General features: G+C 53.6%; 23 protein-coding genes and 1 pseudogene. 10 read left to right on the forward strand and 14 right to left on the reverse strand.

Features of this window, described 5'->3' with window-relative positions; all coding sequences use genetic code 11:
- The first annotated feature begins 59 nt into the window (after positions 1-59).
- From FBY13_RS18990 to FBY13_RS19005, 4 genes are all read left to right on the forward strand, one after another.
- Entirely contained in the window at positions 60-395 is a 336-nt protein-coding gene (locus tag FBY13_RS18990; RefSeq protein ID WP_063880678.1) for a DUF2002 family protein, read from the forward strand.
- A 136-nt stretch (positions 396-531) separates the two neighbouring features.
- Positions 532-1,938: an S-methylmethionine permease gene (mmuP, locus tag FBY13_RS18995; protein ID WP_063880677.1), complete on the forward strand. Its 1,407-nt coding sequence runs from the start codon at positions 532-534 to the stop codon at positions 1,936-1,938.
- A complete protein-coding gene (gene mmuM / locus FBY13_RS19000; protein WP_096012746.1) occupies positions 1,928-2,863 on the forward strand; it encodes a homocysteine S-methyltransferase in 936 nt (311 codons plus the stop codon). The genes mmuP and mmuM overlap by 11 nt, the downstream gene beginning before the upstream one ends.
- 96 nt (positions 2,864-2,959) lie before the next feature.
- Entirely contained in the window at positions 2,960-3,379 is a 420-nt protein-coding gene (locus tag FBY13_RS19005; protein ID WP_063880675.1) for a hypothetical protein, read from the forward strand.
- Here the strand turns inward: FBY13_RS19005 and speG are convergent, their stop codons facing one another.
- Genes speG through FBY13_RS19035 form a run of 6 tightly spaced genes read right to left on the reverse strand, consistent with a single transcriptional unit; the run spans position 3,380 to position 8,916 of the window.
- Positions 3,380-3,925 carry a spermidine N1-acetyltransferase gene (gene speG, locus FBY13_RS19010; protein WP_013026855.1) on the reverse strand — a complete coding sequence of 182 codons (546 nt, stop codon included), beginning with the start codon at positions 3,923-3,925 and terminating at the stop codon, positions 3,380-3,382. It abuts the gene before it with no gap.
- A 14-nt stretch (positions 3,926-3,939) separates the two neighbouring features.
- Positions 3,940-4,623: an ABC transporter ATP-binding protein gene (locus FBY13_RS19015; protein ID WP_096012747.1), complete on the reverse strand. Its 684-nt coding sequence runs from the start codon at positions 4,621-4,623 to the stop codon at positions 3,940-3,942.
- Entirely contained in the window at positions 4,616-5,446 is an 831-nt protein-coding gene (locus FBY13_RS19020; RefSeq protein ID WP_063880673.1) for an ABC transporter ATP-binding protein, read from the reverse strand. The genes FBY13_RS19015 and FBY13_RS19020 overlap by 8 nt, the downstream gene beginning before the upstream one ends.
- Positions 5,436-6,293: an ABC transporter permease gene (locus tag FBY13_RS19025; protein ID WP_063880672.1), complete on the reverse strand. Its 858-nt coding sequence runs from the start codon at positions 6,291-6,293 to the stop codon at positions 5,436-5,438. Before FBY13_RS19025 ends, FBY13_RS19020 begins: the two co-directional genes overlap by 11 nt.
- A complete protein-coding gene (locus FBY13_RS19030; RefSeq protein WP_063880671.1) occupies positions 6,290-7,342 on the reverse strand; it encodes an ABC transporter permease in 1,053 nt (350 codons plus the stop codon). The genes FBY13_RS19025 and FBY13_RS19030 overlap by 4 nt, the downstream gene beginning before the upstream one ends.
- On the reverse strand, positions 7,342-8,916 hold the full coding sequence (locus FBY13_RS19035; protein ID WP_145394888.1) for an ABC transporter substrate-binding protein: 1,575 nt from the start codon (positions 8,914-8,916) through the stop codon (positions 7,342-7,344). The genes FBY13_RS19030 and FBY13_RS19035 overlap by 1 nt, the downstream gene beginning before the upstream one ends.
- A gap of 649 nt (positions 8,917-9,565) precedes the next feature.
- On the opposite strand from FBY13_RS19035, the gene mgtA reads away from it, so the two are divergent.
- Positions 9,566-12,268: a magnesium-translocating P-type ATPase gene (mgtA, locus tag FBY13_RS19040; protein WP_096012748.1), complete on the forward strand. Its 2,703-nt coding sequence runs from the start codon at positions 9,566-9,568 to the stop codon at positions 12,266-12,268.
- 220 nt (positions 12,269-12,488) lie between these two features.
- On the opposite strand, the gene FBY13_RS23780 is transcribed toward mgtA, so the two are convergent.
- The gene (locus FBY13_RS23780) at positions 12,489-12,620 is read right to left on the reverse strand and encodes a hypothetical protein (RefSeq protein ID WP_255474508.1); all 132 of its coding nucleotides are present in this window, start codon (positions 12,618-12,620) and stop codon (positions 12,489-12,491) included.
- A 123-nt stretch (positions 12,621-12,743) separates the two neighbouring features.
- Between FBY13_RS23780 and FBY13_RS19045 the strand changes: the two genes are divergently transcribed.
- The 3 genes from FBY13_RS19045 (at position 12,744) to FBY13_RS19055 (ending at position 14,570) form a co-directional block, all read left to right on the forward strand.
- Positions 12,744-13,523, forward strand: a complete 780-nt coding sequence (locus FBY13_RS19045; protein WP_145394889.1) for a helix-turn-helix domain-containing protein — start codon at positions 12,744-12,746, stop codon at positions 13,521-13,523.
- Positions 13,510-13,983: a hypothetical protein gene (locus FBY13_RS19050; protein WP_096012750.1), complete on the forward strand. Its 474-nt coding sequence runs from the start codon at positions 13,510-13,512 to the stop codon at positions 13,981-13,983. The genes FBY13_RS19045 and FBY13_RS19050 overlap by 14 nt, the downstream gene beginning before the upstream one ends.
- Positions 13,984-14,315: 332 nt before the next feature.
- Positions 14,316-14,570, forward strand: a complete 255-nt coding sequence (locus FBY13_RS19055; protein ID WP_063881235.1) for a FaeA/PapI family transcriptional regulator — start codon at positions 14,316-14,318, stop codon at positions 14,568-14,570.
- Between the two features lie 210 nt (positions 14,571-14,780).
- Here the strand turns inward: FBY13_RS19055 and FBY13_RS19060 are convergent.
- From FBY13_RS19060 to FBY13_RS19075, 4 genes and pseudogenes are all read right to left on the reverse strand, one after another.
- Positions 14,781-14,939 (reverse strand): annotated as a pseudogene (locus tag FBY13_RS19060) (MFS transporter); the annotation flags it as partial.
- A gap of 67 nt (positions 14,940-15,006) precedes the next feature.
- Positions 15,007-15,768, reverse strand: coding sequence for an ABC transporter ATP-binding protein (locus FBY13_RS19065; protein ID WP_145394890.1), 762 nt, complete (start codon positions 15,766-15,768; stop codon positions 15,007-15,009).
- Positions 15,768-16,805 (reverse strand): iron ABC transporter permease, encoded by a 1,038-nt coding sequence (locus FBY13_RS19070; protein WP_063880664.1) that lies wholly within the window; start codon positions 16,803-16,805, stop codon positions 15,768-15,770. Before FBY13_RS19070 ends, FBY13_RS19065 begins: the two co-directional genes overlap by 1 nt.
- On the reverse strand, positions 16,805-17,803 hold the full coding sequence (locus FBY13_RS19075) for an ABC transporter substrate-binding protein (protein ID WP_109717466.1): 999 nt from the start codon (positions 17,801-17,803) through the stop codon (positions 16,805-16,807). The genes FBY13_RS19070 and FBY13_RS19075 overlap by 1 nt, the downstream gene beginning before the upstream one ends.
- Positions 17,804-18,281: 478 nt before the next feature.
- Between FBY13_RS19075 and FBY13_RS19080 the strand changes: the two genes are divergently transcribed.
- Complete coding sequence (locus FBY13_RS19080; RefSeq protein WP_145394891.1) at positions 18,282-19,226, forward strand: ATP-grasp fold amidoligase family protein; 945 nt, start codon at positions 18,282-18,284, stop codon at positions 19,224-19,226.
- Here FBY13_RS19080 and FBY13_RS19085 read toward each other — a convergent pair.
- From FBY13_RS19085 to FBY13_RS19095, 3 genes are all read right to left on the reverse strand, one after another.
- Positions 19,223-20,290 (reverse strand): ATP-binding protein, encoded by a 1,068-nt coding sequence (locus tag FBY13_RS19085; RefSeq protein WP_063880660.1) that lies wholly within the window; start codon positions 20,288-20,290, stop codon positions 19,223-19,225. The genes FBY13_RS19080 and FBY13_RS19085 overlap by 4 nt on opposite strands.
- Positions 20,287-20,985 (reverse strand): response regulator, encoded by a 699-nt coding sequence (locus tag FBY13_RS19090; protein WP_145394892.1) that lies wholly within the window; start codon positions 20,983-20,985, stop codon positions 20,287-20,289. Before FBY13_RS19090 ends, FBY13_RS19085 begins: the two co-directional genes overlap by 4 nt.
- A gap of 210 nt (positions 20,986-21,195) precedes the next feature.
- On the reverse strand, positions 21,196-21,735 hold the full coding sequence (locus FBY13_RS19095; RefSeq protein WP_096012755.1) for a GNAT family N-acetyltransferase: 540 nt from the start codon (positions 21,733-21,735) through the stop codon (positions 21,196-21,198).
- Between the two features lie 682 nt (positions 21,736-22,417).
- Here FBY13_RS19095 and FBY13_RS19105 point away from each other — a divergent pair.
- Complete coding sequence (locus FBY13_RS19105; RefSeq protein ID WP_145394893.1) at positions 22,418-25,519, forward strand: efflux RND transporter permease subunit; 3,102 nt, start codon at positions 22,418-22,420, stop codon at positions 25,517-25,519.
- Positions 25,520-25,645: the final 126 nt, after the last annotated feature.

Here is a 25,645-nt window from a genome sequence, read left to right on the forward strand (position 1 = left end):
TGCCCGTGCAGCCATGCTGATGTAAGGTTGCGTGGCTTTTGAAGAGGAGAGGATCAAGCATGTATTTACGACCAGATGAGGTAGCGCGCGTCCTGGAAAAAGTAGGCTTTGAAGTCGATGAAATTACCCCACGTGCCTATGGCTACCGTCGTGGCGACAACTATGTTTATGTTAACCGCGAAGCCCGCATGGGGCGCACGGCGCTGATAATCCACCCAACGTTGAAAGAAAAAAGTCAGCCGTTTGCCGACCCGGCTTCCGAAATGAAAACCTGTGATCACTACACGCAGTTCCCTCTCTACCTGGCGGGTGATTCTCAGGAACATTACGGTATTCCCCACGGATTCAGTTCCCGAATGGCGCTGGAACGCTACATACAGAGCGTGTTCGACTAGCGCATCCCGCCCCGTTAACGCGGGGCAACGACCCCTTCCCGACGACGCGTTACCGCTTCGCCCGTTGCATTTCAACGCGGTGACGCGTATAAATCTGCTGCATATAGATGTTTAGACGTCCATACGGATGGAGTATATGAGCGAGCAGACGACTTCTTCGCAGGATCAATTCAAGCGAACCATGAAAGTTCGTCATCTGGTGATGTTATCGCTGGGTGGCGTTATTGGCACCGGCCTGTTTTTTAATACCGGCTACATTATTTCCACGACAGGAGCTGCAGGCACGCTGCTGGCTTATCTGATTGGCGCGCTGGTGGTCTGGCTCGTCATGGCCTGTCTGGGTGAGCTGTCGGTCGCCATGCCTGAAACGGGGGCGTTCCACGTGTATGCTGCCCGCTACCTGAGCCCGGCGACAGGTTATACCGTTGCCTGGCTGTACTGGCTGACCTGGACCGTGGCGTTGGGCTCCAGCCTCACGGCGGCAGGGTTCTGTATGCAGTACTGGTTTCCACACGTGCCGGTGTGGATATGGTGCCTGGTGTTCTGTATTGCCATCTATCTGCTCAACGTGATTTCCACCCGCTTCTTTGCCGAAGGGGAGTTCTGGTTTTCCATTATCAAAGTCATCACCATCGTTGCCTTTATCGTGCTGGGTGGTGCGGCGATGTTTGGCTTTATCCCCATGAAGGACGGTACGCCTGCGCCGGGATTAAGTAATATCACGGCTCACGGCTGGCTGCCCAATGGCGTGTTGCCGATTCTCATGACCATGGTCGCGGTGAACTTTGCGTTTTCCGGCACCGAGTTAATTGGTATTGCCGCTGGTGAAACCGAAAATCCACAGAAAGTCGTGCCGCTGGCGATTCGCACCACCGTCGCGCGCCTGATCCTGTTCTTTGTCGGCACGGTCTTCGTGCTGGCGGCGCTGATCCCAATGGACCAGGCCGGTATCGTCAAAAGCCCCTTTGTATTGGTGTTTGAGAAGATCGGCATTCCGTGGGCGGCGGATATCATTAACTTTGTGATACTGACTGCCATCCTGTCGGCCGCTAACTCGGGTTTGTATGCGTCGGGCCGTATGCTGTGGTCGCTGGCCAATGAAAAGACCCTGCCGCGCGCTTTCGCCCGGGTCAACAAACGCGGCGTACCGCTGCTGGCAATCACGGTCAGTATGATAGGCGGCCTGCTGGCGCTGTTCTCCAGTGTTATCGCGCCGGATACCGTGTTTGTGGCGCTGTCTGCTATCTCTGGCTTTGCGGTGGTCGCCGTATGGCTAAGCATCTGCGCATCGCACTACGTTTTCCGCAGGCGTCATGTGCAACAGGGGAAATCGCTGCAGGATTTGGTGTACCGCGCGCCGCTGTATCCGCTCACTCCAGTCCTGGGCTTCCTGCTTTGCCTGCTGGCCTGTGTGGGGCTGGCATTCGATCCTTCGCAGCGCATCGCCCTGTGGTGCGGAATTCCGTTTGTGCTGTTTTGCTATGCCGCTTACCATGTCACGCACAAAAAAACACAGGCTAAGGAGGCCAGGGATGTCGCATAATCCTGTTGCGCACGCACTACAACAATCTGCACCGTTGATTCTGGATGGGGCGCTGGCGACCGAGCTTGAGGCCCGAGGCTGTGATCTGGCGGATGCCTTGTGGTCTGCAAAAGTATTGATGGAAAACCCTGAGCTGATTTATCAGGTGCACTACGACTATTTTGCGGCGGGCGCGCGCTGCGCGATTACCGCCAGCTATCAGGCGACGCCGCAGGGGTTTGCGGCGCGCGGCCTGGACGAACAACAGTCTTTGGCGCTGATCGGACAAAGTGTTGAACTGGCCGCCCGCGCCCGTCGTGATTATCTGGCGACGCAGGCCGATGAAACGATCCTGCTGGTGGCCGGCTCTGTCGGACCCTACGGCGCGTTTCTGGCCGATGGTTCGGAATACCGGGGTGACTATGCGCTGCCCGAAGCCGAGATGATGGCGTTTCATCGCCCACGCATCACCGCTTTACTGGCGGCGGGCGTGGATGTGCTGGCCTGCGAAACGCTGCCCTCCTTTGCTGAAGCGCGCGCATTGGTTGCCCTGTTAGGCGAATTCCCTGACAGCAGCGCCTGGTTCTCGTTTACGCTGCGTGATGCCGAACACATCAGCGATGGTACGCCGCTGCATGAAGTGGCCGCGTATCTGAATGCGCAGCCGCAGGTTGTTGCGATGGGGATCAACTGTATCGCGCTGGAAAGCGTTACGCCGGCCTTGCAACAGCTACAGCGCCTGACAGACAAACCGCTGGTGGTGTATCCCAATTCAGGTGAGCAGTACGATGCCAGCAGTAAAACCTGGCATTCAGCCCCCTCTGGCTGCACCTTGCATGACAAGTTTACCGAGTGGCAGCAGTCCGGTGCCCGGTTAATTGGCGGCTGTTGCCGTACCTCGCCTGCAGACATCGCGGCTATTGCCCGGCATTGTCAACCGCAATAAAGCAGCAGAATCGGGCGATGATAGCCCGATTGAGACAGATGAAAAGGTGGGAAGGGCGGTTTACACTGTGCTTCCTGACTTTTATCGGACCCTTCCATGAAACAGCACATTTTGGCTCTCGCCGCCGCAATGCTCCTGAGCGGCTGCGCCACCATTGTTGGCAATGAAACCCAATCGGTCCTGATCGATTCGCAGCCGCCGGGCGCGCGTTTTACCGTGCAGGATGAAAACGGCCGTCCGGTTGCGGAAGGATACACGCCCAAAACCGTCATCCTGGAGAAATCCAACCACAGCTACTTTGGCAAGAAGCACTATTTGCTGATGCTGGAAAGCCCGGGCTATGTGCCGGTGACGGTACCGATTGAGGCCCGCGCCAACCTGTGGTACCTGCTGGGGAACATTCCACTGCTTGGCTTACCGGGCTGGTTACTGGTCGATCCGTTCTATGGAGGGATGTACAACCTGGAGCCGGAGCATCCTCGTCCTTACATGAATCCGGTTGGCGCGCGCGGCTGATTACTGGGCCGTGGGTTTGACCATGCTGCCCTGGGTTTTATGCCGTTCAAGGTACTGATGCTGGAAGATACACATCCGGATCGTATTGCGGTACTCGCCATTGATGAAGAATTCGTGTTTTAACACGCCTTCAATCTCAAAACCGAGTTTGCTGTAGATGTGGATCGCTTTCTCGTTTTCCTGATCGACAATCAGGTAGAGCTTATACAGGTTCAGTACCGAGAAACCATAATCCATCGCCAGCCGGGCGGCCTGCGTCGCCAGGCCTTTGCCCTGATGTGTCGGATCGATGATGATCTGAAACTCGGCGCGGCGGTGGACATGGTTGATCTCCACCAATTCCACCATTCCCGCTTTTTGCCCCTCATGCTCGACGACAAAACGCCGTTCGGTCTGATCGTGAATGTGCTTGTCGTAAAGATCTGACAGCTCAACAAACGCCTCATAGGGCTCTTCGAACCAGTAGCGCATGACGCTGGCGTTGTTATCTAACTGGTGCACAAAGTGCAGATCTTCTCTTTCCAGCGGGCGGAGTCTGATGGTCATCGTTTTTCCTTACGTTAGGCTGAGGCGGCAATGTGCTCAACGATCCGCCCCTGCGCCATGCGTACGGCACGGTCACACATATGGTCAATCACATCGGGATCGTGGCTGACCAGAACCATGGTCAGGCCATCCTGACGCTTAAGATCGTTAAGCAGATTGAGGATTTCAGCCTGTATTGACATATCCAGTGCTGACGTCGGCTCATCCAGCAGCAGTATTTTGGGTTGCAGTAGCAGGGCGCGAACAATCGCCACGCGCTGACGCTGGCCGCCGGACAGCTGATGAGGATAACGATCGGCTAATGCCGGGTCCAGACCCACATGGCGAAATCCGTCATGAATACGATCCGCAATGTTATCCCGCTTCAGCAGTTTTAGCGGCTCAGCCAGCGTGCGGCGCAGGCGGTGGCGAGGATGCAGGGACGCGTAAGGGTCCTGAAACACCATCTGCACTTCCTGACGCAGCGCACCGGTAAAGGTGTTGCCCGGCAGCACCGGATGTCCCGCCAGCTGCATCTCCCCCTGCCAGTGGGGATTCAGCCCCGCCATGACCCACAGCAGCGACGATTTACCACAGCCGGACGGGCCGACCAGGCCAAAGCACTCACCGGCGTTCACCTGAAGATTCACGTCGTGCACCACGGTGCGAAGATCGTAACCCTGTTTGTGTGACACGCTGAGGTTATGCAGATTAATCATCGTTGTTGGCCTCCAGCGCTGCACGGTCCAGCACCGGCAGCAGTTGTCCATGTGTCGCTTTACTGGGACGGCATGACCACAGCGTGCGGGTGTAAGGATGTGTCGCCTGAGGCAGGTCGGCAGCAGGCAGCGTATCCAGCACCCGACCTTTGTACATCACCATCACGCGCTCGCAGTGTTCTGACACCTGTTGCAGATCGTGGCTGATCAGCAGCAGGCCCATATTACGGGATTCAACCAGTTGGCGGATCAGCGCCAGCACCTGATCGCGCATGGCGTGATCCAGCGCGGAGGTAGGCTCATCGGCAATCAAAAAGGCAGGATCGGTAATCAGGGCGATCGCCAGCATCACGCGCTGGCCCATTCCGCCTGAAAGCTGGTGCGGATAAAACTGCATCAGCGCACGCGGGTCCGGCAAACCCACCGCGTTGAGCATATCGCAGACTTTTTCTTTCCGTTCTGCACGGCTCAGACGGCGGTGCAGAATCAGCGGTTCTTCAACCTGCCAGCCGATCGTCCGCGCCGGATTCAGCGCATACTTGGGGTCCTGCATCACCATGGCCACCCGATCGCCACGAAGCTTACTCCAGCTACGTTCATTCAGGGTCAGGGCATTTTCACCGGCGACCTGCAGCTGGCTGGCGTGCAGATGCAGCGATGGCGACAGTAATCCCATCAAGGTGCGCGCAGTGAGTGATTTGCCCGAACCGGACTCACCGACCAGCGCCACGCGCTCACGTCCGATGGCGAAGCTGATATTATCCACCAGCGTCGCGTCGTCGCTGCGGATGCTCAGCGACTCTACAAGAATGTTATTTTGCATGTCGGGTATCCAGTCGGTCACGCAGGCCATCGCCTGTCAGATTAAAGGCCAGGCTGGCAAACAGAATGGCCGCGCCGGGTGCGGCAGCCACCCACCACTGGTCAAAAATCACCTTACTGCCTTCTGCCACCATGGAACCCCACTCGGCGGTAGGCGGTTGCACGCCCATGCCCAGGAAGCCCAGTCCGGCTGCGGCCAGGATAATCCCGCCCAGGCTGAGGGCGGCCCGCACCACCGCCGTGGGCAGGCACAGTGGCAGAATATGGCCGAACATCAGGCGAAAACCGGTAATTCCCTGCATACGGGCGGCGGCCAGATAGTCACTGCGCCGCAGGGACAGCGTTTCGGCTCGCGCCTGACGGGCAAACGGCGGCCAACTGGTCAGTGCCAGTGCCAGCGCGCCATTCATCAGTCCCGGCCCCATTATCGCGACCAGCGCCAGCGCAATCACCAGATTGGGCAGCGACAGAAAAATATCGGTAATGCGCATTAACACGCGCTCGGTCCAGCCGCCCACATAACCGGCGGTAATCCCCACCAGTAAGCCGACCGGAATGGTCAGGATCAGAATTAACGAGACCAGCAGCAGCGTAGGACGCGCGCCATAAATCACCCGGGACAGCAGGTCGCGGCCAAAACCGTCGGTACCAAACCAGTGTGCAGCCGAAGGCGGCAGCAACCGGCTGGAGATGGTTTGCAGATTCGGATCGTACGGCGCGATCAGCGGAGCCAGCAGTGCCATCAGAATGACAATAGCCACCAGCGTTAACCCAATGGTTAACGAGGTAATCCGGCGGCGACTGCGGCGTGGTCGCACCGTTTCAAGTTCAGTGAGTTGTTGCGTCATCGTGTTCTCGGGTCGGTTAACCAGGTAAGGGCATCCGCCAGCGCGTTAATCAGGATAAAGCAGCCGCCGATCAGTAAGGTGGCACCTAAAATCGCCGGCACATCGCCAGAGAAAAGCGCATTGGTCATGTAGCGTCCCACGCCGGGCCAGGCAAACACGGTTTCCGTCAGGACCGAGCCTTCCAGTAGCGTGGCGTAAGAGAGGGCAATCACGGTAATCAACGTGCCAAGCACGTTAGGGAAGATATGACGCAGCAGAATACGCACCCGGCCCGCGCCTTTAGCACGCGCCAGCACCACATACTCTTTGCTGCTCTCTTCCAGCAGCGCGGCGCGCAGCAACCGTGTAATGCCTGCCATCGCAAGCAGACCCAGGATCACTACCGGTAACCATAAGTGCGCGACGGCGTTCCAGAATATCTCCCGGTCACCTGACAGCCAGCTGTCAATCAGCACGAAGCCGGTTTTCGGCTCCAGCGTATAGGCCCAGATATCATCCAGTCGCCCCGGCCCGGCAGACCAGTGCAGCACCGCATAAAACAGCAACAGGCCCAGCAGGCCCAGCCAGAAGACCGGCACGGAGTAACCCAGCAGGGAGATAAAACGGGCGACGTTATCAATCACGCTGCCGGGTTTCCAGGCGGCCAGCAGTGCCAGCAAGACGCCAAACACCACGGCAAAAATCATCGCGCAGGTGGCCAGCTCAATGGTTGCCGGAAACGTCTGGAGCAGGTCGCTGCTGACCGGCTGGTTGGTCAGACGGGAAACCCCAAGGTCGCCGCGCAACAGGTGCTCGACGTAGTGCCAGAACTGCATCAGTACCGGTTGATCCAGCCCAAGGTCGTGACGCACCTGCGCATAGGTCGCTTCGCTGGCATGATCGCCTGCTATCTGCTGTACCGGATCGATAGGGGACAGATGCGACAGCATAAAGGTGAACGCCAGTAACCCCAGCAGGGTGATCACCAGCGACAGTAAGCCTGATGAAAGGCGGCCAACGCGCCGCCAAATATGCCGGGAGGACCCGGCAGAAGAGGCAGAGTGTGCCATTACTTCGTAACCTGCGAATAGTAAACCATGTCCGGGTTGATGCCCTGAACGTAGCCCTTAAGATTGTCGCGCAGGGCGATAAGGTTTTTCGCCTGCAGGCCAATCACATAAGGAGAGCTTTTCAGCACTTCACGCTGCATGGCCTGGTAGAGCGCAATGCGTTTTTTCGGATCGCTCTCGGCGGTCGCCGCCAGGACCTGCTTGTTCAGCTCCGGAATATGCCAGTCGGAACGGTAAGCAATCGTCTTGCTGCCATCTTCCGGGTTATAGGCAAAGGACGCGGCGTTGGTATTGGGATCAAAGTAGTCCGCGCCCCAGGCATTCAGCGTGCCTTCGTAGTTATGCGCTTTTACGCGCGTCGAGACTTCAGAACTGAGCCCCGGTAACACGTCGACTTTCACGCCGCCCTTGGCAAAGCTGCCCTGCAGGGCCTGCGCGATGTCGAGGTAAGGGGGCTGATTGCTGGTGGACAGGGTGAAGCTGACGTTGGTCAGACCCGCTTTTTTCAGAATCGCTTTCGCTTTTTCAGGATCGTAACTGTAAGGCGTATCGTTTAGCGCACCGAGAAAACCTTTCGGCAGAAATGTCTGGTGAACATCGAACTGTCCTTTCAGCAACTGACCGGCAATGCCTTTATAGTCGAACAGGTAACGTGCTGCTTCCCAGAAGGCGGGGTTTTTAAGCGCGGCATTGTTTTTGTTGCCTACGTTGAACTGGATGTAATACAGCGAGGCCATCGGAAAGGCTTCGGTGGTCACGCCGCTTTTGCCTTTGAGCGAGGCGATCTGGTCTGCGCCCAGATTACGGGCAATGTCCGCATCACCCTGCTCAAGCAGTAAACGGCGGGCAGCCGGTTCCGGCACGTTCTTAATCAGAATATTTTTGATCTTTGGCGCACCCGCCGGCGACGTCGGGTTGGCGGTCAGGATAACGGCCTGGTGCATGACTACCTTGCGGATCTGGTACGGGCCGCTCCCGGCGGAGTTGGTCGCCAGCCAGCCGTTGCCAAAATCGCCTTTGGTGGCATGTGCCGTCACGGTCTTTTCATCCACAATGGAGGAGACCGGGGCGGAGAGCAGGCTCAGTACGTAGGCCGGGCTGACGTCGGCAGTCCAGCTGATTTGCACATGGTCGTCATCGACCTTTTTAAGGAAGCCATCCACGTTATCTTTGTTCCAGCCAAGCTGGGTAAGAATAAAGGAGGGATCAAGATTCAGTTTCACAACACGGCCCAGCGAGAAGATCACATCTTCCGGACGCAGCGGGTTGCCGCTGGAAAACGTCGCGCCTTTACGTAACGCAAACGTCAGGCTGCGGTTGTCACTGCCTGGCTGCCAGGAGGTTGCCAGCGTCGGTTTTAAGTCGGTCGGATTTTGCGGATCGGACTGAACGAGGCGCTGATAAATGTTGGTAAAAGCCTGTACGCTGGTGAGTTCAAATCCTTTAGCCGGATCGAAGCTGTCGGCATCGTCGGTCGACTGAACCACGACCAGCGTGTCTTTCGGTGTGGCAGCGTTTACGCTAAAGGCGGTGGCCAGTGACAAGGCCAGTAGTGATGGAATTATTTTTTTCATGGAAAATCCTTGCCTGAGAAAGTAACGCGAGTGTACGAAAGGGCTCATGCAAAGAATAGTCCATTATGGGCTAATGATATGCAAAAAAGTTATAACCAATGCAGGACGGTTATAAGACGAAATGAAAATCGCAGGGTGTAACAGAAACGGTTAATAAACGAAACGCCGGTTAAACGGCTATTTTTCTTTACCCGCCGGGTGCGGCGTTTATACTACGTCAAAATAGTTGCAGGAGTCATACATTGGACAGTCACCCTAAATACGATTTAACTCCGGCAAGCTAACTGCATTTCGCTGCTTGCCACATGGCGGGCAGCAATCCCCTCTGTAGGTTTCGATTGCTCTCCTTAAAATAAACGCTGTAGTCACCGCGAGAGCACGCTATGTTGATGTATATTCTGGCACTTTTTCCTCCGCCTCGACAGGCGTAGCTGCGGGCTGCGCACCCTTTCACTTTTCGTCTTCCTTTGCTTTGCGTTTATTTCGCAAGGTCCGACCTATGGCGGCCTGATATTACGGCTGCGCGGCGGGAATTATTCATCTGTCCTGAAAGGCGGACGCCTTAAATAAACCGGTCATCACCGGAAAACCGGGCATGCATTATTACGCATGCAGGATATCTGTTGCTTTAAATCAGGGAGATGTCGACATGAGCGACATGAAAATCGAACAAGCCGCAAGGGTTTATAACGCGCAACGTTCAGTAAAAAAATCAAAAACACCTTATGCCATCGAGCGCGAAGCACGCCATCGCACCGATGTGACGCTCAGCAATCTGCACAGCAGCTATGAAGGACTGACGCACGCAGAAGCCAAAGCGCGACTCGGCGACTATGGCCGGAATGAAGTCGTGCACGAGAAAGCGCCTTCTGCGTTTATCCAGTTGATTACGGCATTCAATAATCCGTTTATTTATGTGCTGATGGTGCTGGCACTGGTGAGCGGGATAACGGATTACTGGCTGCCGTTACGTGCCGGTGAGGAAACCGATCTTTCCGGCGTGATAATTATTCTGACCATGGTGACGCTCAGCGGGCTGTTGCGTTTCTGGCAGGAGTTTCGCACCAATCGCGCGGCCCAGGCACTGAAATCCCTGGTGCGCACTCAGGTCACCGTGCTGCGTCGGGAAGAGGGCTGTGCCATCTCCCGTCGCTACGATATTGATATGCGCGAACTGGTGCCAGGCGATGTCATTTTACTGAGCGCGGGGGATCTGGTGCCGGCTGACGTACGCCTGCTGACCTCACGCGATCTGTTTATCAGTCAGGCGATCCTGACCGGTGAATCCTTGCCTGTGGAAAAAAACGATCTCAGCGCTGGCGTGGAGATCGAAGAGCAACCCGGTCGCAGCGTACTTGAACTCAAAAACAGCTGCCTGATGGGGACCAATGTTGCCAGCGGCACGGCCAGAGCGCTGGTCGTCGCCACCGGCAGTGAAACCTGGTTTGGTTCGCTGGCGGCCTCATTGTCTGGTCGCCGGCCGCAAACGTCATTTGACCGCGGTGTGAACAGCGTTTCCAGGCTCCTCATCCGTTTTATGCTGGTGATGGTGCCGATCGTCTTACTGCTTAATGGCTTCACCAAAGGTGACTGGATGGATGCCACGCTGTTTGCGCTGGCCGTCGCGGTGGGCCTGACGCCGGAAATGCTGCCCATGATTGTCAGTGCCAATCTGGCAAAAGGCGCCATTGCCATGTCACGCCGCAAGGTCATTGTTAAACGCCTGAACGCCATTCAGAACCTGGGAGCAATGGATGTGCTCTGTACCGATAAAACCGGCACGCTGACACAGGACAATATTTTGCTGTCGGCGCACCTTAACGGCAACGGCGAAGAAGATGCGCGAGTCTTGCTGCTGGCATGGCTTAACAGCAGCAGCCAGAGTGGGGCAAAAAATTTAATGGATCGCGCGGTACTGAAATTTGGCGAGCAAAGCCTGTCTAAAGCCGCGTGCAGTCAGTTTCAGAAAGTCGACGAGCTGCCATTTGACTTTGTCCGCCGTCGTGTATCGGTAGTGGTGGAAGATCTGCATAACCATCGTCCGTTGTTGATCTGCAAAGGCGCGGTAGAAGAAATGCTGGCAGCGGCGACCTCGTTGCGCCAGGGCGATGCGACGATTCCACTGTGCGAGCAAAAGCGTGCAGCGTTGTTAGCGCTGACCCGTCATTACAATCAGCAGGGTTTTCGTGTGCTGCTGGTCGCTACGCGCGAGGAGGGAATATCGCTGCCGCTGTGCCGCGATGATGAGTGCGAATTAACCCTTGAAGGTATGCTGACGTTTCTGGACCCACCAAAAGAGAGCGCGGGCAAGGCAATCCAGGCGCTGAAAGACAGCGGGATTAAGGTCAAAGTGCTTACTGGCGATAACCCGTTAGTGACAATGCGTGTCTGTCAGGAAATCGGGCTGGCTTCAGAAGCCATGCTGACCGGCAACGACATCGACGCCATGAGTGACGACGAACTGCGTCGGGACGTAGAACGCTGCATGATTTTTACCAAACTCACGCCTCAGCAGAAGTCACGTGTGCTTAAACTGCTGCAGCAAAATGGACACACCGTCGGCTTTCTTGGCGACGGGATCAACGATGCGCCCGCACTGCGCGAGGCGGATGTCGGGATCTCGGTCGACAGCGCGACAGATATCGCCAAAGAGTCATCGGACATTATTTTGCTGGAAAAAGACTTAGCGGTATTGGGCGAGGGCGTGCTGAAAGGGCGTGAAACCTTTGGCAATATCATCAAGTACCTGAACATGACGGCCAGTTCAAATTTTGGCAATGTGTTCTCCGTGCTGATTGCCAGTGCGTTTATTCCTTTTCTGCCCATGCTGTCTGTTCAGCTCCTGATTCAGAACCTGATGTATGACATCTCTCAGCTGGCGCTGCCCTGGGATAAAATGGACCGCGAGTTTCTGCGTAAACCCCGCAAATGGGATGCCGGTAACATCAAACGCTTTATGCTGTGGATGGGGCCAACGTCTTCCATTTTCGATGTCACGACCTTTGCGCTGATGTGGTATGTGTTTGGCGCGAATCATGCGGGTGCACAGTCGCTGTTCCAGTCCGGCTGGTTTGTTGAAGGCTTACTGTCACAGACGCTGGTGGTGCACATGCTACGCACGCAGAAAATCCCGTTTATTCAGAGCTGTGCCCGGTTACCCGTGCTGTTGACCACCGTGGGGATTTCCGCCGCCGGGATTCTGCTGCCATTCTCTTCGCCTGGCGCTATGGTCGGGTTAGTGCCGCTGCCATGGCACTATTTCCCCTGGCTGGTGCTGACGTTGTTGAGCTACTGCCTGGTGGCGCAGGGCATGAAAATGTTTTATATCAAACGTTTCGGGCGCTGGTATTAATCCCCCAGCGAGCGGTAAACCCATAACCTAATCAACCGCAGGTGGATGTCAGCAACGCTTTGCCCAGGCATCCACCTGTCTTCCCGCAAAATCCCCACGTTTTTCTGCATTGCACACGTTGTTATGGATCAATTTATCAAAAGCGATGCCATAAATGTAAACCAGCCGTTAGTCATTCCCTCTCTCCCGTCGGATTTCTCTGATACAATTTGCAAAAAATTCACCGCCCCAGCGTCGGGGAATCTTCAGGTAAGCCGATATCTGCTATACCGCGTCCACCACAGCGGGCGTGGGTCGTTAACATTCCGTGTTGGTCTTCACGACGATAAGGCTGCTGTATCTGAATACGCATTTATCGTTCGGGCATGGTGCTCTACAGCGAATAATTGCGCGTCTTTCCCTGAGCAGATAAAGGTTCGTTGCCACGTATGTGTTTTTTATGGGTTATCCACGCTGTTTGTTGCCGGAGGACAGAATGCAACAGACAGAGTATGTGATTGATGAGTTGGTTCGGTATATACCGGCTCAGAGTTTGCTGTGTCTGGTGGATTCCAGCGAAACCAGCGTGCCGTTATCGCCGGCCTGCAACCATTTACTGGAAATGTTTCTGAAAAGCTCCGGCGTCGTGCTGTCCCGGGAACAGATTCTGGATAACTTCTGGCAAGAAACGGGCGCAACGCCGTCTTCTAACAGCCTGAATGCTTACGTTTCAGCAATACGGCGTGGGTTGTCCTCTCTTGGCATCGATCAGGAGGCGATCACCACCGTCTACAAAGTGGGGTTCGTTTTTAATCCGGTTATCCGTATCCAAAAAACGGAAATCCAGCCTGAGTCTTCCCCGGAGGACATTCCTCCCGCCTCCTTACCGGTTACACGCCGCAGCGCGCGTCGTTACTGGGTGTTTTTCGGCATCCTGGTGCTGGTGGGGGCTGGATTTCTGCTCCCGCAGCTCATAAGAGAAAAGACGATGACGCCCATCAGCGTCGGCCAACTTAACGGCTGTGATGTGTTTTATCTCCCGGTTCACCCTGGAGAATCGACGTTTCCGACTGAAGCGGTGTGGCGCAAAATAATTGCGAGTAGCCAGATGGCCTGTCAGAAGGGCGGTCGGTATATGTTTTATGCCGACAGGAATGTTATGGCCGGACACCCTGGCAACATGTATGTCTCTTACTGCGTCAGAACAGAGAACAAAAAAATAGCATGCTCAAATTATACAGAGCTGGGATGGAGGCCGGACAATGACAATCCGTAAAAAACGCCTTGCCTCGTTGCTGGGTCTGATAACTGTCTTGGTGGGCTTGCTGGTTTATGTCAGCTATTACTACGTTAAATCGCACAGTGAAATGTTTGAATTTACCTGTGCGGCCAATTTACAACAGCGCGATGCGACGACCGACTTTCATCTGGATGCCAGCTTTGTGCTGACGCTACGTTATTCAGGCGAGGCAATGGTCTCTGTTGATGGCACCGTGCATAAAAACGGTAAAGATTACGTATTAAGACGTAATGCGGAGTTCCAGTATTCTCCCTATATCCAGTTTCTCTATAAACTCAATCATTTCACCGTCCACCGGGGCCTGCGGGATAATGTGCCTGCTAACGTCCTGAATACTGATTTTTCTTACCTCTATATCACCAAAATAACCGATATGGATGATGCGGTATTAATTGGCACGCGCGTTTTACCGCTCATTGTCTGCCATACACGCTAACTGATTTACCCAACGTGCACGTTATAGCGGGCTGCATAAAATGCGGCACGTTCGCCTGAGTGCGCGCTTTTTTTGCTTTTCTGGTGCGCCTTGCGCGAGCTTCATGTCGTCTTTTTTAGATGATAGTTTTGCATTTATTTATAAAATTAGAATTTTGTATCTAATATTGGTCTCGTTTGAGTGTTTGTGGTTGTCCTTTGGCGTCATTGTTAAATTAAGCCGTCGGTAAGATTGCCGTCAGTGAGGTTTGTTGCTGTTACAGACAGGCGATCTTATCCGGGCGTTTAATTTCTTCAATGAAGTCAGGTTTTGACCTTTATACGGAGCCAGCGATGAAAAATTTAGCATATAAAATTCAGTGTGAGGCGAAATGGAATCAGCTTCAGGAAACGGAAAGAAAACCCAAAATGAAAGACGTGATGATGTGCCTGATTAAACGTCAGGCTGAAGGCATTGTGACCCGGGACGTTGCGGATGAATGTGATATGTCTATTTATGCCGCGAGAAACTGGTTACTGAAGCTGGAAAACAGTGGCTTATTAAAAAAAGAGCCAGGACGTAAATCCTGCAAATGGTTCATCCTTTAATAATTAATACATCTTATCTCTGTTCTTATAAAATACGCGGTGCGATTTGGCCTGCCTTTTATTCTTTAATGGGCGACAAATAATCAGCAGGGCGACAGCACTCAGAAAAGGAAAACTTGCCAGTTGTAACCCTGCCGGGGTGGCTTCTGGAGACGGCGTCAGCACAGCATTTAGCGGGTTGCCCATCATGACATTCTCGGTCAGCGCAGCGCCCCCGACCTGAAACATTTCCTGTTGCGCGAAGGTGCGCAGCCCCAGGAGCAATCCACTCAGGCTGCCCGACAGGCGCATATCATTGCGCAGAAAGAGCGCCAGAAAGGGCACCCGCGCATAGAAGCCGATAGCAAAGACAAACTGGCTGACTGGCAGAACCGGCGCCCATAAGCCTGGAGGCGCGGCGGTAACGGTGACACAGATTTAAAAACGCAGCGCGGCGTCAGGCATAGTAATGAATATGCTTCTTGCCATGTACTGGCGATGGCTCAATTTTAGCTCTGACCTTGAACACCTCCCACAGCAGGGATTCGGTCAGGATCTCATCTGGCGATCCCTGGGCAATCAGTTCCCCCTCCAGCATCACAATCAGCCGGTCACAGAAGAGTGCCGCATGATTCAGATCGTGGATGGCAACAATACTGGTAACCGGAAGTTCGCTGATCAGCTTCATCAACTGGAGTTGATGGTGAATATCCAGGTGGTTAGTGGGTTCATCAAGCAGAATTTCATTGGGTGCCTGCGCTAACGCTCTGGCGATATGCACGCGCTGCCGCTCCCCGCCGGAAAGACTTTGCCAGCCCTGATCGCAGCGTGAGCACATATCCACGCGCTTCAGTGCGGCTTCGACTATCTCGTCGTCCTGATGTGTCCAACTGGAAAAAGGCGAATGATGCGGGATTCGACCCAGTTTCACCACGTCACGTACGGTCATATTGGCGCTGGTTAACGCATGTTGCTCCACAAAGGCAACGCGACGGGCAAGTTGCTTTCTGGCAATGGATGACAGATCTTTGCCGTCCAGCAGTACCTTGCCTTTATGTTGTTTACGCAGGCCAGCCAGCAGGCGCAACAGTGACGACTTACCGGAGCCGTTCGGCCCCAGCAAACCCACGGTTTCGCCCGGTGACACCGCCAGGGAGACATCGTTAACGATAATTTTTTTCCCTACCTTCCAGGTAAGGTTTTGCGCGCTGATGCTCATTATTGCGTCCTGGAGCGATAAATAATAATTGCAAAGAAAGGCACGCCGACCAGCGCGGTGACTACGCCAACCGGCAGGCTTTGTGGCGCAATCAACATACGTGATGCGATATCCGCCAGCACCATCAGAATTGCGCCCGCAATGGCACAGGCCACCAGCAACCGGCTGTGCAGCGGCCCAAAAAAGAAGCGCATCACATGGGGAACGACCAAACCGACAAAGCCGATCGAGCCTGCCATGCTGACAATCGTCGCGGTCATCAGGGCGGTCGCGGTGAACAGCACCAGACGGACCACGCCGACCGGAATACCCAGCGAGGCCGCTGCGTCGTCACCAAAGGTAAAGGCATCCAGCGCGCGGGAGTAGTACAGGCAGACCGCTAAGCCGATCAGCACAATCACCAGAACCAACTGAAACTCAGGCCAGCGCACGCCACTAAAGCTGCCCAGCAGCCAGAACATCACGTCACGCGCCTGTTGGGCGTTAGCCGAGGTACTGATAGTGTAAGCGGTAATGGCATTAAAGAGCTGCGATGCCGCCACACCGGCCAGAATGGTACGTTCTGTTCCGCCGCGCGCGCCGTTGGTCAGCAGAGCAACAAACGCAAAAGCGGCAAAGGCACCGGTAAAGGCACCCAGAGACAGAGAGATGGCGCCGGCCCCGACGCCCGATACCACGATCAACACCGCACCTGTTGATGCGCCAGCCGAAACGCCCAGTACATAGGGTTCGGCCAGCGCATTTTTCAACAGGCTCTGCAGGACGGCGCCGCAAATGGCCAGGCCCGCACCGCTCAGCGCCGCAACCAATGCCCGGCTTAAACGGAAATCCCAGATAACGCTTTCATGAATGCGATTAACGGGCACATCCGTCATACCCAGTTTATTGGTCACGGTGTACATCACCGATTTCAACGGTATCGACAGTTCGCCCACGCTGACGCCCAGCGCGATAACGACAAACAGCACGACGATGGCGATGAGCGCGATAGCAATAAAGCTCACATTGCGTCGCACCAGCACAACCTCTTCACGCATTAATTCAGGCCCATCTTACGTAACTGTTCGCCAACCTGTTCTGCACCATAAATTGTCCGGATCGTCGGGTTCATCGCCTGACCGTCCATCACCACAATATGGCCTTTCTTCACGGCATCCAGCTGGCTGACCGCCGGGTCGCTTTTCAGGAACTTGATCTTTTCTTCGGCGTTATCCAGTTTCCAGCGGTTACGGTCAAGGCTGGTGACCACGATGACATCCGGATTGGTGGCAATAATGCTTTCCCAGCTTACGGTGGGCCACTCGGTTTCCGTGGTAATCGCGTTATGACCGCCTAACACATTGGCAATAAAACCCGATGCGCCGTTTTTACCGCCCACGTAAGCATCGGCAGACGGCGAGGAACTGGAGAACCAAAACACGAAGGAGAGATCTTTCTTGCCTTTCGGGAAGGCTTTTCTCAGGGCGCTTTCGCGGGCTTTGAAGTCGTTGATCACCTGCTGGCCGCGATCTTCTACGTTAAAGATTTTGGCAAAATCGGCAATCTCTTCATAAACGTAGGACATATTCCACAGCGTGGCACGGCTACCGTAAATGTCGCCGGTGTTCTGTTTGGTGGCACACATGCCCGGAGACAGATAGGTATTCATCCCCACTGACTCAAAGTCTTCACGTTTGGCGACCTTGCTGTTAGGCCCCATCAGCAACTGAATCTGTGCGGCAACAAAGTCGGGATTCTTCGCCAGGATGGACTCCAGCGTGGGGATCTCCACCGTCAGTACCGGCACTTTGGCGTTTTGTTCCGCTAACTGGGGTAAGACTTTGGTCGGCCAGAATGCGCTGGCAACCATTTTATCCTGTAGCCCCAGCAACAGCAGAATCTCAGCGGTATTCTGCCCAAGCGCCACCACGCGTTCGGGGGCCTTAGTAAAGGTTTCTTTCTGACCACAGTTTTCAATCGTCAGAGGATAAGTGGTTGCCCAGGCGGAACTCGTCGTCAGGAAAATAAAACTCAACAGGCTAAGCATTTTTTTCATTTGTTTTGTCCATCAATAAAATGAGACTGCGTGCTTTTAACATTCTGGCGCGGCGAATTTTATCAGACATAAAATGTAAATAGAAATCATTATTAAATGGGTTATCTTTTTGCCGAAATGTATAAAAATAACTTGAGTGATTAAAAAGACGTAACCTGACCAGTGGCTATAGAAATAAATAACATTGAGCTAAAACAGGGGCGTAAATAATCCGCAGAAGTGAAGGTGGTGATGATTAACCTTATGATAGATAAAATAATATTAACCATATGAAACGTGATAAACGCGACGGCAGGGCGTTCCGGGGCGCGGGTTGACCCGGCCGCAGGTGCGTACAGCGCCAAATGACCCGGCTGCTGCCTGGGCAACGTCCGCAACGCTATCGGCAGGGCCCGTCTGCTCCATCTCTGCTCCATCATCCACACAAACTCCAGCAATCTATTCTGCTTATCATCCTGCCACTTTCGTGGAGGATGAAATGAATACGCTGAACTACATCGCTAAATATGTGGAATATAACCTCAAAGTCGCGAGGTATTTCCTCATCAATGACACACGTTTTCATACGCAACGACTGCGCACGTTGCTAAACAGAGAGCCGAATCTGATTCATCCTGTCACGCTGAATGAAAAAATGTGCTATCGACTGATTTATGACAGGAACCCGCTTTATACGCGGCTGGCAGATAAACTCGCCGTGCGTGAATATGTGCTCAGTCGAACCGATGAACTGATGATCGCGCCGTTAATTAATACCTATAAAAACACCAGAGATATTGATTTTAACACCTTGCCAAATAGCTTCGTTATTAAGTGTAACCACGACAGTGGCAGCACGATAATTTGCAAAGATAAAGGTACGTTCAATACGCAAGCCGCGTTATTAACGCTGGATTTTGCCATGAAGAAAAATATGTATTACTGCACACGAGAATGGCAATACAAAGACATCGTGCCAACCCTTCTTTGTGAAGAATATATTGAGCTGTTCGAGGGGCGGGACAGAGGCACGACGCCTGAAATGTTGCGTATCCACTGCTTTGCGGGTTGTGCGAGTTTTATTGAAGCCGACTTCACCGATGAGCAGGGCAGGGAATATGTGAATGTCTACAACAGAAAATGGGAACTGCAGCCATTCCAGATTGAGTATCCCAACCATCCTGCTTCGATACCGGAACCTGCGCTGTTCTATCGCGCACTCTCTGCTGCCCAGGCGCTGGCAAAAGACATTGACTACTGCAGAGTGGATATAATGCTCAAAGACGACAGCCTGTATTTCAGCGAAATAACCTTAACGCCCCAGCGCGGCAAGCTCAAAATCCTGCCTCAGGAATGGGATGCTAAGCTCGGCGCGATGTGGCAGCAGCAGGCGTACCATAAAACCCACCGCTTTCCTTCCAGCCCAGCGGTGGATCTACGCTAAAGGGCAACGGGCCAGCGCAGTAAAAACAGTGAACCGCCCTGAGAGGAGGTCTGATAACTGATGTCGCCACCGTGGGCCTGCATAATCGCCTTCGCGACCGATAAACCCAGCCCACATCCCGCTGGGTTTATCGCCCGACCCGCCGTGCCGCGTTGAAATGGCTCAAACATATGACGCTGGAAATCCTCGGGCACGCCGGGGCCAGCATCTTCCACCTCAATAAAAAACGTGTTGTCCCGGTGTCCGCTGCGCACCCGGATGACGCCCGGCGTGGCGTAATTAAGTGCGTTATCAAATAAGATGGTCAGGCACTGAATAATCCGCAGCGGATCACATTGCGTAACGGCAGTATTTTGCTCAATGATCAGGTTAAATCCCTGCTCGCTAAACTGATGGCAAAACGAGGCGCTAACGTTCTCCAGCACGTCGTTAAAGGCGACGGGTTTAACATCCAGCATAAAAGAACCGCCTTCTGCCGCCCCCACGACGCGTAAATCGTCGATAAGCCGGGATAATCCCTCTGTCTGCCGCAAAAGACTTTTAAACAGCTGCGGATCGGGCTCAAATACCTCTTCTACCAGCCCCTGTAGCCTGCCGCGTAAAATCGTGACGGGCGTTCTGAGTTCATGGGCAATCGCGGCATTCCAGGACTTGCGTTCGTTATCCAGCGTCTGCAACTTTTCTGCCATTTCGTTAAAGTCTCTGACCAGAATATTGACCTCACCAAGGCGGCTCTGACTGTTAGCGGCGCGGGCACTTAAATCCCCCTGAGAAATGCGGCGTAAACTGGTGGCAACGGAGCTGAGTGGATTAAGTATTTTGGCGGAGAGCTTAAAAGCAAAAAGTAAGGCAATCAGGAAGCTGATTACAGAGCTGATCGCTATCCAGACCCAGTCAAAGACCGTCATGCTTTCACTGTTGCTGGCGGATAAACCGCCGGGGAAATTATCGATGATAAAGCTGTAAAACAGGTAGGAGCCCACCACGGCCACGATAATAATGGTAAATGTCAGAGACAGCATAAACAGGAGGATTTGCCGACTGAGCGCTTTGTCTTTATTCACTTCTGTTCACCCAGTCGATAGCCTATCCCACGAATACTTTCTGGCACGCCGGATAAGCCACAGCTTTCAAATTTTTTACGTAACTTGCTCATATGGCTGTCTACCGTTCTGTCGAGCGTATCGCTTTCGGGCAGGCAGGCATTAAGCAACTCTTCGCGGCTAAAGACTTTACGGGGATATTTTGCCATGTGCGTTAGCAGCTTAAATTCTGTGGTCGTCAGAACGGGCGTAAACGTCTGTCCATCGCTATGGATCTCAACAGAGAACTCATCGGGATTGATGGTCATAAAGCGGGTTCTTATCAGGGTTTGTGGTGGGGCCTGCGTTTTGGCTCTGCGCAGAACGGCTTCGATGCGGGCGACCACTTCCGACGGGTTAAAGGGCTTAACAATATAGTCATCGGCACCCAGGCGAAGCCCCATCAGTTTATCGATATCCTGATCCAGCGCGGTAACCATAATCACCGGCGTGTTGCTCTCTTTACGCAAGGTGGAAAGCACGTTCCAGCCATCGATTAACGGCAGTTGAATGTCCAGCAGCACCAGGTCAGGCTGTAAGCTTTTGATTAAGGCCAGAGCGTTTTCGCCATCTGCCGCATGTACGGCTTTCATTCCGGCGCGTTTGATGTAACTGATTAAGATATCAGAAATTTCAAAGTCATCCTCTGCCACCAGGATTAGATTATCGTTACTCATAACGCCCTCAAAATGAATAAAACCTGTTGCGGATGATGAGGGCAGCACAGTCAGACATTAAGCTCGCCCTTGCATCAGGAACATTACGCCTGTCAGTACAGGCAGACCAGCAAAAGCACCGGGCCGGGAAGCAGAATAAAACGACCTGCCTGCCATTCGCACACCGCGAGGTGACCGGGTCGCGCGGTGATGCGGCGACGGGGGACGCTATCAGCGTCCGCACCACTCTTTCTGCAAGATGGCGAAAATCAGCGTGTTTTCATAAAGGGTTATGCCGTCATCATCAGTAAATGACACATGCTCTTTGAAACAGCCCTCCAGCCGCATTCCCAGACGCTGGCATAACTTTTGCGAGCCGTCGTTATAATCCGCAACGTAGGCGTAAATGCGCCTCACATTTTTCACCTTGAATAAGTAATTAAACAGGCAGGTTGCGGCTTCCTGAGCAAAGCCATGACCGTGATATTCAGGATTAAGATACCATCCCACGCTCATTGTCTTCGCGTCAGGTTCGTCGTCGTTAGAGGCAAAAAAATGGCCAATTAAGGCATCCGTCTGTTTCAGACACAGGGCAAACTGCGTCGCGTCGCGGCTTCTGTTTTTTGCTTCCTGCACGGCGGCGGCAAAATCCTCCAGCTTCTCATCCAAAAAACAGGCTGGATAAGGATCGGATAAATACGCAAACAGGCCCGCCGCATCCTGTTCCATAAATTTTCTGATGATTAACCTTTCGGATTCGGCTATTTTCATATCAGATTTTTCCCGGTGAAATAGACAGGAGGGTTATTTTTGTCCTGTGCTGTATTAATCTGTTTAATGAATGAATTTTGGCGTATATTACGTCCTGCGCTTTTAGGTTGTCTATCTAATATATTAATTTATGAATAAATTTTTTTAACTTTTACGCATCCATACTCTCTCCATAAATTTTACATAATAGGTCATTGTTAACGGATTACACTCCGGGACAATGCGCATTATTAGAGAGTATGTGTGATGACGCCCCGGAATTTAATAAAATTAAACTTTTGTGTTTTATTTTTGTTACTGTTCGCCACCGGTTTAAATCCCGCAACAGTTTTATCACAACATCCTTATATGACCGTTCAGGGGAAAAGCGTCATAGCGACGCCGTACCGTCCTGTGAAACCCCTCAGTCGTTCTGCCGGGCGTACAGCCCAGAAAACGCTCTGGGAGGCGGTGGCTACCCATGCACTGGCCTGCCGGGGAGGCCGCGCAACCCGGCTTTTATATAAGGCTGCTCTGCGCCGACTCAGGGAGCCGTGAACGCATACAGCAGGCAAGCCAGTCACGATGATGTTGGTTTGACAGACAACGTTTTACATCAGAAATCACGCGAGGGCGCGTGAATAACAGCACAACAGATGAGGGTTTTGGCCAGCATCTTTCTTTTGTTCAGTCAGGGTAAATCATGCCTCAGTTTTTTATTAATCGACCCATCTTTGCCTGGGTAATTGCCGTCTTTATTATCTTGTTTGGTCTGCTCTCCATTCCAAAATTGCCTGTCGCACTTTACCCCTCGGTCGCACCGCCAACCATCAGCATTAACGCTTCTTATCCAGGCTCGACGCCGGAAAGCATGAATAACAGTGTAGTGGCGCTGATTGAGCGCGAGCTTTCATCGGTTAAGCATGTGCTGTATTACGAATCGTCCAGCGATACCAGTGGCATGGCGACGATAACGGTGACTTTTGCGCCAGGCACCGATCCGGAACTGGCCCAGGTGGACGTGCAAAACCGCATCAAAGTGATTGAGTCACGGCTGCCACAGGTCGTGCGGCAGAATGGACTGAGCGTTGAAGCCTCAGGCGCTAACTTTTTAATGATCGTCGGACTGACGTCGAAAGATGGCAAACTTACCGAGGCCGATCTCAGCGATTATTTTTCGCGTAATATTTCCGAAGAGCTTCGTCGGGTTGAGGGCGTCGGTCGCGTTCAGCTGTTTGGTGCAGAGAAAGCGATGCGAATCTGGGTGGACCCGGTAAGGCTTAGCCAGTATCGCCTGACCATCAGCGATGTCAGTCGGGCCATTACTACCGAAAATACCCAGATTGCGCCCGGACGTACCGGCGACTCGCCAGCGGTTGCCGGTCAGCAGGTTAGCTATCCATTACTGGTTAAAGGACAGCTTGGTTCACCGCAGGCGTTCGCGAATATCACGCTGCGCGCAAATCCGGATGGCTCACGCGTGGTGCTGAGCGATGTGGCGCGAGTGGAACTCGGCTCACAAACGTACAGTTTTGCCAGCCGTGAAAACGGACATGTTTCGACCGCCGCGGCTATCCAGCTTTCGTCCGGTGCAAATGCGGTAAAAACCGCAGAGCGGATCAAACTCCGCCTGAACGAGCTGAGGCAGGCAATGCCAGAGGGCATGGCTTACAGCATTCCTTTTGATACCACGCCGTTTGTGAAGATCTCTATCGAGAAGGTGATTCATACCTTTATAGAAGCCATGATTCTGGTCTTCCTGGTGATGTACCTGTTCCTACAGAACGTTCGCTATACCTTTATCCCTGCCATCGTTGCGCCCATCGCCCTGCTGGGCACCTTTACCGTTATGCTGCTGGCCGGTTTCTCGGTCAACGTGTTAACCATGTTCGGTATGGTTCTGGCGATAGGGATTATCGTTGACGATGCGATAGTGGTGGTTGAAAACGTCGAGCGAATCATGGCGGAAGAGGGGCTCGGTCCAAAAGAAGCGACGCAAAAGGCGATGAAAGAGATAACCGGTGCGGTAATCGGTATCACCCTTGTGCTGAGTGCCGTCTTCATTCCCATGGCGATGGCCAGCGGTTCCGTCGGGGCGATTTACCGGCAGTTTACGCTTTCCATGGCGGTTTCCATCTTAATCTCCGCCTTCCTGGCGCTCAGCCTGACGCCTGCGCTGTGCGCCACGCTGTTAAAATCCACTGATAAGCATGCCCATCAGAAAAAAGGCTTTTTTGGCTGGTTTAACAATAAGTTTGCCGCCATGACTCACCTTTATGGACGCGGCGTAAGCCGCTTATTAAAACGGGTGGGCGGCGCACTGGGGGTTTATCTGGCCCTGTGTCTGCTGCTTGTCCTTGCGATGAAAAACCTGCCTTCTTCGTTTCTGCCGGAAGAGGACCAGGGATTCTTTATGACCTCTATTCAGCTACCGTCAGACGCTACGAGTGAGCGCACGCTAAAAGTGGTTAAAGCGTTCGAACAGCAGGTGCTTTCAAGCCCCGCTATCCAGTCAAGCATCGCGATTATGGGTTTCAGCTTTGCGGGGTCCGGCCCCAACTCCGCCATGGCCTTCACGACGTTAAAAGACTGGGGCGAACGGCAGGGGGCCACTGCCTTTTCCGAAGCCGAACGTGCTCAGAAAGTGATGTCGGCTAATCCCGACGCGGATACCTTCAACCTGATCCCGCCGGCCATTGACGGACTGGGTAATTCATCGGGTTTTACCCTTCGCCTGCAGGATCACGCTGGTAAAGGCTATGCAGCGCTGAAACAGGCGGAAGAGCAGCTACTGGCCCTGGCGGCGAAAAGCCATGTGGTGCGGGATGTGTACGTTGACGGTTTACCCGATGGGCAGATGATCAGGCTTAATATCGATCGGCAAAAGGCCTTTGCCATGGGGGTTTCTTTTGACGAAATCAGCCAGACGCTGTCCGGTGCGATGGGGTCACTTTACGTTAATGATTTCCCAAACAGCGATCGTATGCAGCAGGTCATCATTCAGGCCGACGCGAAATATCGTATGCAGCTCGACGATATACTCGGATTGTATGTCCGTAATGCGACGGGCGGGATGGTTCAGCTCTCTGAATTCGTTCATGCCGACTGGGAAACAGCACCATTGCAGTTAGTCCGCTATCAGGGCTATCAGTCTATAAAGATAAACGGCAATCCCGCACAGGGATATTCAAGCGGCGATGCGCTTAACGAGATGAGTCGCCTGGCTAAACAGCTGCCTGAAGGATTCGCGATTGAGTGGACCGGTGGCTCGTTGCAGGAGCAGCAATCGGCTTCCGAAGCGCCGATGCTGATGGTGCTGTCCATGCTGGTGGTGTTCCTGGTGCTGGCAGCCCTTTATGAAAGCTGGTCAGTCCCGGTCTCCGTTATGCTGGTTGTGCCGCTTGGGCTGCTGGGCGCGGTCATTGCCGTCAGCCTGATGAATATGCAGAATGATGTTTTCTTCAAAGTCGGCATGATCACTATCATTGGACTGTCCGCAAAAAATGCCATTCTGATTGTCGAATTTGCTAAACAGATGCACGAAGGGGGAAAAGGGCTGGTTGAGGCAACGCTGGAAGCTTCGCGTATGCGTTTACGACCTATCCTGATGACATCACTTGCCTTCACGTTAGGCGTGATGCCATTGATGCTGGCTAGCGGGGCCAGTGCCAGAACGCAGCAGGCGATTGGCAGCGGCGTGTTTGGCGGCATGATCAGCGGCACGCTGCTGGCAATATTCTTTGTACCGCTGTTCTACTTTTCCGTTATGAAAGTCACAGAGAAGTTGGCGCGTAAAAGGTCTTAACAGTCCTTGAAAAACGGACGTGATGGCAAGCCTGAACCCGGTATGCTGTCGCGTCCTTTCCGTCTGCATCGCAGCCAGGCCTGCCATAAAAGTATAAAAAACCGTTCGAGAGCCTCATGCTATACG

This window comes from Pantoea sp. SJZ147 (assembly GCF_007828605.1).
GTDB classification, from domain to species: Bacteria; Pseudomonadota; Gammaproteobacteria; order Enterobacterales; family Enterobacteriaceae; genus Pantoea; species Pantoea allii.